The 12,847-nt window shown below is 37.9% G+C and carries 18 protein-coding genes; 1 reads left to right on the forward strand and 17 read right to left on the reverse strand.

Annotated elements, in window-relative coordinates; genetic code table 11:
* Positions 1-295: 295 nt before the first annotated feature.
* The 13 genes from LZ575_RS08370 to LZ575_RS08415 form a co-directional block, all read right to left on the reverse strand.
* Positions 296-583, reverse strand: coding sequence for a GIY-YIG nuclease family protein (locus LZ575_RS08370; protein ID WP_235330247.1), 288 nt, complete (start codon positions 581-583; stop codon positions 296-298).
* 329 nt (positions 584-912) lie between these two features.
* Positions 913-1,584 carry a sugar transferase gene (locus tag LZ575_RS23440; protein ID WP_311196030.1) on the reverse strand — a complete coding sequence of 224 codons (672 nt, stop codon included), beginning with the start codon at positions 1,582-1,584 and terminating at the stop codon, positions 913-915.
* Positions 1,529-2,311 (reverse strand): hypothetical protein, encoded by a 783-nt coding sequence (locus tag LZ575_RS23445; protein WP_311196031.1) that lies wholly within the window; start codon positions 2,309-2,311, stop codon positions 1,529-1,531. The genes LZ575_RS23440 and LZ575_RS23445 overlap by 56 nt, the downstream gene beginning before the upstream one ends.
* A 31-nt stretch (positions 2,312-2,342) precedes the next feature.
* Positions 2,343-2,594, reverse strand: coding sequence for a glycosyltransferase (locus tag LZ575_RS22425; RefSeq protein WP_255702882.1), 252 nt, complete (start codon positions 2,592-2,594; stop codon positions 2,343-2,345).
* Complete coding sequence (locus tag LZ575_RS22430) at positions 2,548-3,378, reverse strand: glycosyltransferase family 4 protein (RefSeq protein ID WP_255702883.1); 831 nt, start codon at positions 3,376-3,378, stop codon at positions 2,548-2,550. Before LZ575_RS22430 ends, LZ575_RS22425 begins: the two co-directional genes overlap by 47 nt.
* A complete protein-coding gene (locus tag LZ575_RS23450) occupies positions 3,357-4,007 on the reverse strand; it encodes a glycosyltransferase family 4 protein (protein WP_311196032.1) in 651 nt (216 codons plus the stop codon). The genes LZ575_RS22430 and LZ575_RS23450 overlap by 22 nt, the downstream gene beginning before the upstream one ends.
* Complete coding sequence (locus LZ575_RS23455) at positions 3,976-4,371, reverse strand: hypothetical protein (protein WP_311196033.1); 396 nt, start codon at positions 4,369-4,371, stop codon at positions 3,976-3,978. Before LZ575_RS23455 ends, LZ575_RS23450 begins: the two co-directional genes overlap by 32 nt.
* Positions 4,328-5,461 (reverse strand): O-antigen ligase, encoded by a 1,134-nt coding sequence (locus LZ575_RS08390; RefSeq protein WP_235330248.1) that lies wholly within the window; start codon positions 5,459-5,461, stop codon positions 4,328-4,330. The genes LZ575_RS23455 and LZ575_RS08390 overlap by 44 nt, the downstream gene beginning before the upstream one ends.
* Before the next feature lie 225 nt (positions 5,462-5,686).
* Entirely contained in the window at positions 5,687-6,754 is a 1,068-nt protein-coding gene (locus LZ575_RS08395) for a glycosyltransferase (RefSeq protein WP_235330249.1), read from the reverse strand.
* Positions 6,751-7,533, reverse strand: a complete 783-nt coding sequence (locus LZ575_RS08400; protein ID WP_235330250.1) for a glycosyltransferase family 4 protein — start codon at positions 7,531-7,533, stop codon at positions 6,751-6,753. The genes LZ575_RS08395 and LZ575_RS08400 overlap by 4 nt, the downstream gene beginning before the upstream one ends.
* A gap of 69 nt (positions 7,534-7,602) precedes the next feature.
* The gene (locus LZ575_RS08405; RefSeq protein ID WP_235330251.1) at positions 7,603-8,001 is read right to left on the reverse strand and encodes a hypothetical protein; all 399 of its coding nucleotides are present in this window, start codon (positions 7,999-8,001) and stop codon (positions 7,603-7,605) included.
* Positions 8,002-8,814 (reverse strand): bifunctional 2-polyprenyl-6-hydroxyphenol methylase/3-demethylubiquinol 3-O-methyltransferase UbiG, encoded by an 813-nt coding sequence (locus LZ575_RS08410; RefSeq protein ID WP_235330252.1) that lies wholly within the window; start codon positions 8,812-8,814, stop codon positions 8,002-8,004. It abuts the gene before it with no gap.
* Positions 8,815-8,825: 11 nt separating this feature from the next.
* A complete protein-coding gene (locus LZ575_RS08415) occupies positions 8,826-9,890 on the reverse strand; it encodes a glycosyltransferase family 4 protein (protein WP_235330253.1) in 1,065 nt (354 codons plus the stop codon).
* A gap of 248 nt (positions 9,891-10,138) precedes the next feature.
* Between LZ575_RS08415 and LZ575_RS08420 the strand changes: the two genes are divergently transcribed.
* On the forward strand, positions 10,139-10,864 hold the full coding sequence (locus LZ575_RS08420; protein ID WP_235330254.1) for a hypothetical protein: 726 nt from the start codon (positions 10,139-10,141) through the stop codon (positions 10,862-10,864).
* Positions 10,865-11,042: 178 nt separating this feature from the next.
* Here LZ575_RS08420 and LZ575_RS23460 read toward each other — a convergent pair whose 3' ends face one another.
* The 4 genes from LZ575_RS23460 to LZ575_RS08435 are packed head-to-tail and all read right to left on the reverse strand — an operon-like array spanning position 11,043 to position 12,780.
* On the reverse strand, positions 11,043-11,675 hold the full coding sequence (locus tag LZ575_RS23460) for a hypothetical protein (protein ID WP_311196034.1): 633 nt from the start codon (positions 11,673-11,675) through the stop codon (positions 11,043-11,045).
* Positions 11,570-12,049, reverse strand: coding sequence for a glycosyltransferase family 2 protein (locus tag LZ575_RS23465; RefSeq protein ID WP_311196035.1), 480 nt, complete (start codon positions 12,047-12,049; stop codon positions 11,570-11,572). The genes LZ575_RS23460 and LZ575_RS23465 overlap by 106 nt, the downstream gene beginning before the upstream one ends.
* A complete protein-coding gene (locus LZ575_RS08430; protein WP_235330255.1) occupies positions 12,039-12,230 on the reverse strand; it encodes a hypothetical protein in 192 nt (63 codons plus the stop codon). Before LZ575_RS08430 ends, LZ575_RS23465 begins: the two co-directional genes overlap by 11 nt.
* The gene (locus LZ575_RS08435) at positions 12,202-12,780 is read right to left on the reverse strand and encodes a glycosyltransferase family 49 protein (protein ID WP_235330256.1); all 579 of its coding nucleotides are present in this window, start codon (positions 12,778-12,780) and stop codon (positions 12,202-12,204) included. Before LZ575_RS08435 ends, LZ575_RS08430 begins: the two co-directional genes overlap by 29 nt.
* Between the last annotated feature and the right edge of the window lie 67 nt (positions 12,781-12,847).

Below are 12,847 nucleotides of genomic sequence, written 5' to 3' on the forward strand. Positions count from 1 at the left end.
ATGTAAATTAAATCGATACCGCCATTGCGAGCGAAGAAGATGAGCGTGTCGTAAGGGAATAGATTCCTGAGTGTGGCAATCTCATGTTTAGAACTACGAGTATAATTGAATTTCAATTCATGAGATCGCCACAGCCTTAAACGGCTTCGCGATGACGGTAGCGAGAGAAAGTTTTGCGAGCATGGTTGTATTCCAGGTCACAAGATCGCCACAGCCATAACTATTTCGCGATGACGGTAGGGGGGGGGGGCACATTTACCGCTTTAACAAAGCGGCTTCACAATGATTATAGAATCTATTTAAGATCGTCATAAAGATCTTTCCATTCAGGATTTTGCTCATTGATAAGGCTCTCTTTCTTGGCACGGTTTCCCGCCTTTAATTTTTTTTCATATTGAATAGCCTGTTTTATATCTGTAAATTCGCGGAAGAAAACTAAATTTTCACAGTTATATCTGGCAGAAAATCCTTTATATTTTTTTGTCTTGTGCTCGATGACCCGCTGACTAAGCCGGGAGGTTACTCCGGTATAGAGAGTGGTTTTGTTCTTATTAGCCATAATATAGACCCAGGAGCGTTTCAATGCTGTAGTGTTAGATAATTAATTTACATATTTTTCAGCTCTTTGCGAGTGAAAAATATGTAAATTAAATCGATACCGCCATTGCGAGCGAAGAAGATGAGCGTGTGTCGTAAGGGAATAGATCCCTGAGTGCGGCAATCTCATTGTTTAGAAATACGAGTATAATTGAATTCCAAGTCATGAGATCGCCACAGCCGTTCTGAAGAACGGCTTCGCGATGACGGTAGCGAGTTGATACCGCGAAACAATCTAAAATCTCACGTCTCAAATCTAACAGCGCAGCGGTCTCCCGCCTCAATACTCAATACTCACTTCTCAATACTACCCCCCTACTGTCCGCGGAAGAACAAGACTGTACTAAACGTCTTCAACAGAATATTAAGATCCAGGAACAATCCCCTATGTTTAATGTAATAAAGGTCATATTGCAGTTTTTCAAGGCTATCGTCGTGACTGGAGCCGTAGTTGGCTTTTACCTGCGCCCAGTAAGTGAGGCCGGGTTTTATTAAGTGGCGGGTTTTGTAAAATGGCATTATTTCAGAAAGTTCTTTGACAAACTTTGGCCGTTCCGGTCGGGGGCCTATAACGCTCATTTCTCCCTTTATGATGTTGTAAAATTGCGGAAATTCATCAAAGCGAGTTCTCCTTAATATTCTGCCAAACCAGGTGATCCTGCTGTCGTTTTTTTCTGTCCATTGTGGCCCGTTAATTTCAGAGTTTTCAGGCATTGTGCGGAACTTCATAATTTGAAAAGGCTCTGCATTTTTTCCTATTCTTTCCTGGGTGTAAAATAAACTTCCGCGGTTGCCAATTAAATTCCCAAGCCAAACAAGAGGAATTATTATTCCGCAGAAAAAAAGACCTATAACCCCTGCTGTAAGATCAAACATCCTGTGGAAAAATCTATAAAGTTTGTTCTGGTTGCTTCGGCTAAACAGGAAGAATTTATAGAAATCGCTCCCAATATGCTGTCTTAAGCACGCGGTAGGTAATATCCTCATAGACCTGGGTATAATCTTTAATTGACACCCCCTCCAGCAACAGGTTATTCAGTTCCTCTAAAAGAGAATAACTCACTCCCCTATTACGCACTGTAGAACTTGCCACTACTATTTCGTTAATATGCTGTTCTTTTAGAACCGAAGATATTTCTCCCGGTTCAAATTGTAACAGATTTGGAGACTCCGGTAATTTATCTGTCTTAGAAGTATTTACATAACCAACTATGGAATAATTAGGATCGCTCTTTTGCAACGCACTAACCATAGCATCCAATTCTCCCGCATCTCCTATTAACAATACCTTTTTATAAAACCTGGCTGAAGAAATTAAGGTAATATAAGCATATCTCCAAATTAGTAAAGAGCCAGCCATTGCAATAAAGAAGAAGAGGATCTGTAAACGATTCTCCGGAAGACTGGGAGTGTAATACGGGGTAAGCACAAAAAACAACAGCGTAAGAGACGCAGTAAGGATTACATTCTTTAAAGTAACTTCAAATCTTCCTGCCTGCTGAAGGTCATACAATTCAAATATGGTTGCAAAAACGTTAAGATATAACAGTAGAGTAAACGTCCATTCCAGGTTGTATTCGCTTATTCTGAAGTAGGGAAAATGGAAGATAATGCCAACCAGGCTGAGAGTGAGTAGAACCACAATATTGTCCAGAAGGCGCAGCAGCACCTTTCTTTCAGAAATATCAAAGTGGACCAGCGACTTTTGAGGCATTGGAGAAACTTTACGCCTAATATAAAAATTTTCAGACGAGTACCTCATCCCATTCCTGTTTAATCAACTGCCAGTCAAATTCTTTTATTTTTCTTCTGCCACATTCTGCAATTTGTTTGGCTTCATCGGGATTTTCAATTAACCAAATCACCCCTTTGGCCATGGCAACAGCATCATTAACAGGTACTAAGAAGCCACACTTTTTATCCTCAATAAGGTAAGGCAGGCCCCCAACATTAGTAGAAACAATACAGTAAGCCCAGGGCCATTGCCTCAATAACACTTACAGGTGTGTTATCGATCTCACTGGAATTTAAAAATATATCATAGTGAACCGAAAGTTTTGCCCATTCACTTTTCTTCAGCTTGCCGGGAAATTTTACCGGGAGATTATTCTTTTTAGCAAACTTTCTGCATATTTCCAGGCTACCATCTTTATCAGGGCCAAGCATACAAAGTTCTGCTCCGGGATATTTCTCCAGAAGAATTTTCAGGACTTTTAATGCCAGTAACGGATTATAGATCCTGTCAAAAGCCCTCACCCATAACAACTTCGGCTGAAACTTATTTCTTTCTTTGAATTCGTACTTCTGAAGGAACAGCGGGTTCGGAATATATTTTACGTTCAAATACCCCAAGCTCTCTACTTCCTCTTTTAAGTAATGGGACGGAGAAATAATATACCAGGCATTTTTCAGAAGTTTTTTAGTAGAATTTGGAGAGCGGTTAAAGCGATCTTTAAGAGCTCCGCCGTGAAGAATAGGAATGTATTTTTTAGAAAATGCTGCTGAAAGTCGGGCTAGCAAAACAGCGTACCAATAATTCTGTGTACTGTAAACGTCTATAAGCACGTAATCTGTTCTTCGGAAATTTTTGAAGAACACCAGGATCATATGTGACAGCCTCAGGATCTTATTCCTTACCGGAGATGCTGAAATCACTTTGTATCCTTCTGCTTTTAAGCCTTCTTCGAGGGTAGCGTGGGTGGTGGGATTGGTTTTTGAGGAGGAAAGTTTGTTGCCTATGTAGAGAATGGTCTTACCCATTACTTTAGTAATTCGTTCCACTGCTCCTTCACGATCTCCCAGTCAAAACCGGAAACTTTCTCCCTTGCCTTCTGCACCATCTCCCGGGTTTCATCAGGATTCTCCACAAGCTGTTTTACTGCAGCTGTCATCGCCACTTCATCTTTTGGTGGCACCAGCAAGCCATCTTTTTTATTGCTTATCAGGTAGTGCATTCCGCCGACATCGGTAGAAATTACTGCCAGCCCAAGCGCCATAGATTCAATGACGCTTATAGGCGTGTTATCAATATTGGTGGTATTCAGGAAGATGTCGTAATCTGTAGAAATTTCTGCCCATTCCTTCTTTTTCAGTTTTCCTGTGAACTTTACAGGAAGTCGGTATTTTTCTGCATATGCCCTGCAGGATTTCATACTTCCGTCCTTTTCGGGACCTACCATACACAATTCAGCATCGGGATAAGTAAGGAGTAAATTCTCCAGCACTTTCACCGCGAGCATAGGATTATACCTGGTTTGAAACCTTCGTACCCAAAGAAGGCTGGGTGTAAAACTCCCCCGTTCCTTAAAAGGATATTTATTTAACTCTATTGAATTCGGGATGATCTGCAGATTTTCAAAACCTGCTTCTTTAAAGATATTATACAGAAATGAAGAAGGTGCCACATTCACTTTTGCCTTTCCGAATAGGCTCTTGCTTAAAAATAGGATTATCACTTAACCGTTCCGGCAAATTTCCCCCGTGAAGGATAGGGATATAATCGAGGTTATAGATCTGGCAGGCCTTTGCTACAAGATAAGCGTAATAAAAATTCATCGCCCCATAGGTGTCGATAAGAACGATATCTGTAGATTTATGGTGTTTAGCTATCAGCCCCAGCATCTCCACCAGCCGCAAAGCTTTATTGCTCTTGTTGGAAGCTTTCCGTACCTGGTATCCCTCCTTCTTAAGCACCCTGCTGAAAAAGGAAATGTAGGTAGCCGTAAAACTGTTAACTGCTAAGTCGTTTCCTATATACAGGATCCTTTTTTTCATCTACGATATATAATAATGCCAGCCCATACACAAAAGTAAGCAGTGCAATTCTCATTGCTGAGTGGTTAATTGTTAAAAACCAAAAGGCCACAAAAGCCAGAAAATAGTAGTTGTTTTTGAACTTCGTCCAAAAAACTATGGGGACAAAGATAAGAATAAGTAGTGCAACGATACCTAGTATTCCATGTTCCGAAAGTAAACGACTGATTTCATTATGAGAAGCTATTTCTATACCTAATGTTTCTTCTCTATACTCATAACCTTTTCCTGCTCCAATACCAGTCAAAGGATGGTCGTAAAATGCTTGTAATTCTGTTGTTACTAACTCTACTCTTCCAGTAGTAATATCATCTTTTAATTGTCCTGCCGCATCTCTCCCTGCATATCTGTTTTCGATTAAACCGAAAGTATTTACAGAAGAGAGCAGCCATATTGCACCAATAGATCCTAGTAAAATAAAAATTTTCAGATTAATTCCAGTCAATTCTCTCTTGTTCTGTTTTATGTAAAAAAACAAAATAAAGGCGGCTATACAAATAAGAGCTGTAAGAACCCCTCCTCTGGAAAAGGTAATAACTGCACGATATCCCATAAATGCGAGTAATAAAAGATCAATTATATTTATAAGCTTATTTTTTACTGTAAAAAGTCTTGTCACAAGAAGAAAGGCTCCCAGGCCCATTACCGTTGATATTTGATTAGGTCCATAACCGCCAGTCGCGGCATAATTGCCGGATAAACTTATAATACCCTCATGAAGGGTTGGAGTATATAAGTATAAATAAACAGCCTGCGAAATGAGAGGTAACAGTAGCATCATAATGACCTTCTGAAAATCTTGTTGTTTTATCTTTTTGTAATAGCAATAAATAGCTGCAACCCCAAGACAAACTGGTCCACTTAGATTAAAAATAACTGACCTTCTGAAATCACCTTCTAAGCTCATTGTAATGGAGGCTACAACTATACCGGGAATTAAAATTAAAAGGTATGTCCAGTAAGGAACCGTTTTTGATGATGTTCCTTTAAAAAACATACCAATCGCTAAGAATATTATTACCGCATATTTCCCGGTTTCATAAAAGATCATTCCACTAAGTCATTCTAAAAAAAACTTCAGCTCCGGCTATATAAGCCGCACCCATTAAGGCTTCATTATTCCTGTTCTCGTTCTGAATAGTTATAAATAGAAAATAACCTAGTGTCGCCAACATAACAATAGTCGATGTAGACCGTAAATAGTAAACAAGAAATCCAAGGCCTATATGTAATATAAGAAGCCTCAGATATTCAGAATTAATATTTTTTGCTCTAGTTAGCACAGCTTATAACATTGAAGCAAATTTTTAAGCACTTCTTTCTCCGAAAATTTTTCAGTTTGAAATTTAAAACGTTCAGCATCAAGCTTCATTTTATCCCTGTTTCTAAGATAAAAAAGTATTCCATTATAGAGGGCTGAAGGATTTTCTCTCTCTACTATTTTACCTGCTGAACCTATTAATTCTGCGCATTTACCCACCCGGGTACAGACTACAGGTAAGCCTGCCATACCATATTCCAGTAAGGCTAATGGCAAACCTTCAGACTTTGAAGCTAATATTCCAAGATCAGCTTGTTTTAATAAATATATTATTTCAGTTTGAGTTCCGTAATAAAAAATTTTTTGTTTAACAGGAGATTTGCTTATGGCCTCTAAAAAAGCGACTGAATAAAGAGTGCCGGGATTTTCCCCAATCAAGTGCAAACTCACAGACATTGTCGGATCCAGCATCTCAAAAGCGCTCAGGAGATTAAAATGATCCTTCTGCGGCCTCAAATTAGCGACACAAATAATTTTGAAAGATTTTTCAGGATCTTTTATAAGTGTCTTCTGATCTAAAGAAGGCGTAGGTTCAGAGATAAAATTTCTTATTTCTACCACATTTTTGCAGTTCAGGTTCTTTTGTGCCCAATTTTTAAGATCAGAATTAACTGAAATTATACCCGTAAAAGAGCCGGAGAAGAATTTTAGTAGTTTGTACTCCCTCTTTTCTAAAAATTCGCTCTCTCCGTAATGGTCGTGCCAGATAAGATTAAATTTTAATCCTGATTTTTTAATAATACTTGCAAGGAAAAAGGAGGTGCTGTGGGCATGGACAATTGTTATTTTATTCCTGAAAATAAATTTTCTTAGTCTTAAAAAAGCAGAGAGATCCAGGCTACTTTTTTTATTTAAAAAAAGATATTCCACCTCCGGTTTTAGCTGTTCCTTTAGCAACCCCTCCTGCCTAGTACAACATAAATAAGATCCGTCTATATGCGGCAGCAAAGCATTGGCAATATTTACTGCCATCTTTTCTGCCCCCCCGGGTCTCAAACTGTCAATAAGTTGAAGTACCCTCATACAATTTTTTGTTGCTCCCCCTTCGGGGCCTGGGGGGGCAAAACTTTCTTTATAGCCTCTTCAAACTTCTCCACCGTATACTGTTGACTCCATTCCTGTGCCTGTCGCGATATCCTCCTCATCTCAACAGGATCCTTTATAATTTTAACTATCTTCTTCACCGTCTCATCTAACACCTCATGACTTTCCTCTTTCCACTTTCCACTCTCCACTCTTTCTCCCTTCTCTCTTTCCTCTTCTCTTTTTCCTAAATCCGGAATTAATATACCACGACTCCCGTAATTAAGCATCCATGGCACACAGCTTACGGCCGTAGCAATAGGAATACAACCAAAGAACATGCCTTCAGCAACTGCTTTTGGCCATCCTTCAGATTGTGAAGGCAAAATAACGAAATGAGCATCCTCATATGCCATTTTAAGCTCTTCCAAAGTACGGTTTCCTTTAAATCTCACCAGCCGTTTAAGATTATGTTTTTCACAATAATATTCCAGCATTGCACGTTCGGGACCGTCTCCATAGATGTTTAAGTGTAATTGCCAACTTTCCTGATTAAGGCCCATCAAAGTCTGAAGTTCCTGTACCATCTTTATCGCCTTCAGCGGATTTTTTCCCCGAACCAGATTACCCACGAACAAAAAACGAAACGGATTGTTAAAGCTCTTTTCCTTAGCATCAAAAATTTCCTTCTCAGGAAAAGAAGCTGTAAAGAAAGGTAAAATATTATTCGACTGATTAGGCCATTCTCCATATACTAATACCTTAATGTTCCTTGTCAATAAAGTATTGGCAAGGATCCACTTCTGAAGTTTGTAGGTCCAGGGCTGTCGTGCTTCAGGATCCCAATTCTAAGCATACTTGGCAGATTTAGTTTTCTTTGGAAAGAAGATTTGGCAGATACAGGCCAGAAGGCCGATATTTCCGGGACACCGCAGGTGCAAATGATCCGCTCGGTTCATGGCACCTGTTATTCTAAAAATAATGACAGGAATCTTAAAAAATGCTTTAAGTGTACTTCTAAAATTTAAAAGATCAAAGTCGGGTATTTGTGTAAAGGCAATATTAGAATGACGATAAGTTTTTTTAGCTATAAATTCCCCCTTAGGGGGTTGTGGGGCCGGGGCCACAATTTCCACCTCATCAACATGCCTTAGCCATAAATTCATTTCACGCACATAAGGAGAATAAGCTGTATAGCATCCGGCTTCTACAGTATGTAAGACGTGAGTAAAAATTGCGAAGCGCATTTAATTCTTCTTTTGCATCAACATCGTTATATGCATACAACGAAACAATTCTATATCAGAATGTCTTGAATTCTCCCAATCCTTATTATGCCATTTCTCGGCTATCATTGTTTTTTTTTGTTCAGAAAAAGGTAAGAGGTTTAACAACATCAATTTTTTTACCCTGCCCAGCATCCCTCTTCGATCTTTTATTTCAAAAGCAGCAGCAAATTTATAGTAGGTTTTTCTTGTAAAAGGCCATTCCCAATCCTTATCGCTCTGGAATGGTCTGTAAATTCCTCTGGCTACTTTTACAGGAAAGCTTGTCATTAAAGGATCATTACTTATAATTGTTCCATTTTCGTTAAGCTTCTCCTTAAGACGTGCAATTAATTGATTGGTATTTTTAAAATGATGCAACACCCCATATGCATATATAAGATCAAAACTACCTTCTTGAAAATCTTCAGAAAGAAAATCTACGACAACGGCTTGTGCATTTTCAATATTCTTAATTCTACCGCTAAGATGATTAATTCCTTTCTCACTGAGGTCGATAGCCAGGTACTCCTTAGAGTTATGGGCCAGATATATAGAGAGGGAATTGCCTTCATAGCAACCAAGATCCAAGACTTTTTTATTTGAAAGATCTCCACACCATTCCAGGTGCAATTCCTGAATTTGCTTCTCAAGGTTCAGGCTTTTCCTAATCTTTTGAAGATTCCTATTACGGAGAGAATACCAGATCTTTGTGGCCCAATTCTTTTCTTTGGTGTCATAAAAGATCTGTTGCCTCTTATTTATTTCTATAATGTCTTCCTCATCTTTTTTCATCAAAAATCTCCTTATGTTAAATTGAGAATTTTATTGAGGCGTTCAACTGAGGAAGAAAGCTCAAAATTTTCTTCAAAATTTCTTTTGCAGTTTATGCTCATTTCATTCCTTAGATTATGATCCTTTAATAGTAAGATCATTTTTTCTGCAAGTTCATTGAAATTTTGAACTCTAAAAAGAAAACCATCTTTTTTATCCCTTATAATTTCGGAAATACCTGTAGTTTTAGATCCTACAACTGGTGTTCCTACAGAAAAACTTTCAATAACTACGTATCCAAAAGCTTCGACGTGTGAAGGAACTATCGTAAACCAGGCTTTAGAAAACTCTTTCAGGACCTGATTTCGGGATATATTCCCTCTGAAGATAATATTCTCCGTCAACTTTAGATCCTTCACCATCTCTTTAATTTTTTCTACCTGATCGCCTGTTTTTTCATCTCCAACAATGTGCAGTTTTACAGAAGGATAGTCTTTAACTACAATAGACATTGCTTTGATTAAGGTTAATAAACCTTTTACAGCATCAAGTCTACCTGCATAAACTACTTGGTCAGGATTTCCAGTATTTATTATTTCAGCTCGATGTAGCGCATTATGCACAACGAAGATTTTGGATTTTGCTACTCCGAAATGCTCCACCAAATCTTTTTTAGACGCTGTTGAATTTGCAATAACATGAGTCGCCAGTTTATAAATAAATTGTTTCCTAAACTTTAAAATTCTGTTCTTCTTAATTTGGGCATATAAAGTATGGTACCAGGCAATGCGTTGAGGAATTCTATAAAAGAACCCTACTATAAGAAATAAGTTTACGGCTGCAAAGTTTGAAATCATTATCTGTGGCCGATATTTTTTGATCATTCTTTGAAGAAAAACCAAATCAGCCATTCGGGTTGGACGAGGTGAAGGCCATTTTTTAATTATAATTTCCTTGTTAATAGATAAGGAATTTTCCTCTACCGCGTGGGAAAAAATTATTACTTTATAAGTAAGACTTAATCGATTAGCTAATTCTACAAAAAAATCGGCAACCGAGCTATTTTTTAAAGTAAAAGCTAAAAATACAGTTTTCATTTTTTTATTCACCAGCTCTTTTCTTTTCTGCACATTTTAAAATAAGTTGCACCAGCAATTTTATTCCTGGTTTCCCGGTTATTATGTTTAGTTGTCTTCTCTGAGGTCTAAGATTTGAACAACTAAATATATGGCCATTTTCAATCATAAAATATTAACTTACGTAATTAAAATAAATCAATTTTTGGAAAATTTAATCTTTGGGTTGTATTAATCCGGAATAGATTAAAATCCCATTCATTTATTACATGAAAAACAGGAACCAAGATCTTATTATATTACTTACGGCCACAATTACTCCGAATACTTATTCCAAACTTAAGGTCACAGAACCAAAAATTCGAAAGCAGCAATATCTTGAAGCCTTAAATTTCTATATTCATCAAACAAATTATAAAATTGTTTTTGCTGAAAATTCAGGTGATCAACTAGCGGAATTTCCCTTGCTACCAGAAAGAATTGAATACCTGTCATTTAAATCTGAACCGATTCAACCCGATCGTGGTAAGGCATTTAAAGAACTGGAAATAATTGATTTTGCCATTCAAAACTCAACCTTTATAAAAGAAGCAAAAGCGATTGCTAAAATAGCCGGAAGATTACAGGTTCTAAACTTCAAAAAACTTTCCAGAACATTTCTAAAGTATAGAAAGAAACAAAACCATTTGGTATATGCAAATTCCTATAAACAGGGAAATATGGATTCCAGGTGCTTTTTTTTCACTTTAGATTTTTGGCCGTACCAATTGGAGGTAGGTCAAAATATAACTCTTCTCTACAATTTTGAATTATCATTATGGGATTCCATTCACCAATACAATAAAATCGAAGGAAAAACATTTAAACCTTTTTACATACCTTTAAGAATTAGAGGAGTAAGTGGTTTTTCCGGAAATAAATATAAACATAACCTTCTGATTCATTATGCACGTCTAATTCGTAACCTTAGCCAAGTTTTTCCCAGTAAATCTTGAGTGATCAAAAAATGATTCCTTTCGTCACATATTTGCTGAAATAATACAAACTTTCCACGGTTGAATAAACACCATATAAAATGAACCTCCTGAAAATGAAAACGTCGACTCCTTTACCAGTCAATAAAAGTTATAACTAATCGTTTTTCTTGTTAAGGCTAAAAAATTGATTTTTAATTCATAACTCCCGAGAATCTTTTATCAGCGGCTTATCCAGAAAAAGGCTGTACCAGCCAGCAATTCTTCCCAGACTTTCAGTTAAGGCTTCGTTTCTTTTAGAAGTCGTAAAAATATTACCTATTCTTACCAGGGTTAACAGTAAAAGGGTACCGTGCCATTTCAGCTGTGCTCGTAGTTTCGGTTGTGGGTATTTTACGCGCCATACATACCAACCATTCCGCACCACCATTTTACCATATTCAAAATTATTGGGGCGTCCCGATTCTTCATGGAGATGATGTAAGGGTGCCGCAGTATTTACATAAAGCTGCCCCAGTGAGGAAGCTCTAAGGCAAAAATCCATATCCTCGTAAAGACCGTATCCCTCAAAGTAGGGTGAGAAATTTATTTTTTCAACCAATCCCCTTTTGTAAGAAGCGACTCCTCCCATAAAATATTCTACAGGATATATCTTTCCGGATGGTGGCAGAAAACCTGTGGAAAAACCGTTGGAAAAGTCCGGCATTATGCCAGGTGCTCTATCGCTTAATAGTCCAAATTTCTTTCGCAGCAAATTCCTGCTGCCAAGGTTTCTGGTCCATCCATCAATTTTAAACTCTCTATACGAAGCCGGATTTTCTTTTTTTCCCACTTCACCTCATTTAGAATATAACCTCCCACTCCAACTGCATCAGGTTTTTTATAGTAAGTTTCCAAAAGATTTTCGAAATAGCTTTTTTCAAGTACCACATCATCGTCCAGGAAACAAACTACTTCAGATCTAATATTGAGCTGCCTGATCCCGAAATTCCGTTGGCGGGTAAGACCCCGATCTTTCTCCTTTACCTGGAAATACTTAACTAAAGGATAATTTTCCTTTTCTAACGCTTTCAAGGTATTGCTATCGGGAGAACCATCAATTATCAGGATCTCATCAGGTTTTGCTTCCTGTTTCCCCACAGAATCCAGGAGCCTCAGGAGTGGTGCAGGACGCTTATAGGTACATATGATCAGGCTAAAACGCATCTTTTCTAAATTTCTTTATGCTGTTCAACTCCACATTAAGACTGGCGGCATTAATAATATTAAGATTAGCAAAAGGCCATTGTACCAGCTTTTTACGCTCTATCGCCTGCTTGTGCAAATCTTCATAAAAAAGATTGCCAATTTCATTCGGTTCAAAATAGGCTTTTATGTGCTGTTCCATTTTTGGATGCTGATAAACGCGAGCCCAGTTGATAGACTGAAATAACCGATACCAAGCCATGGAAATTTTTACTTTTCATCATCCGGCGAATCAAAAATTGATCTGCCGTGGAGCGAATTCCCCACATCGCAAATTTCAGCAGGTCAGGAAAATTTTGAGGTACCAGTGGAGCCTGAGCTGTAGGTACAGTGCTTAGTCTCTTCAGATCTTTATTCATTCTGAATAATTGTTTTGCAAACCTGTAATTAAGACGTTGGTTAGGATGGATCCTGCTGGTAAGAGTAAGCATTTGCAGGGACATTGCGGGGGAATAGGCGTGAAATTTGGAACCAGCCACTAAAAGATGTTTTGCCAGGTGCATCCGGGTAAAAGTGTACCAGGAGAAAAGTTCATTATATAATTCAGCATAAGGCAGATGATGCGCTTCTATTCTTGCAAATAATTCTTCAAGATTTACCAGCAATGCTTCAATCAGTTTCTCCCTGTCTATTTTAAGGTCAAATTTCTGAAGATTCCGCTCGTGATAATAAATTTCAAACTGATGAACCACTTTTCTCTTCCATGCTTCAAATCCGGAATCATTAGCTTTGGTAAAAGAGTAGTTTTCTTTTTTTATG

The organism is Antarcticibacterium sp. 1MA-6-2, from assembly GCF_021535135.1.
In the GTDB taxonomy this organism is placed as follows: Bacteria; Bacteroidota; Bacteroidia; order Flavobacteriales; family Flavobacteriaceae; genus Gillisia.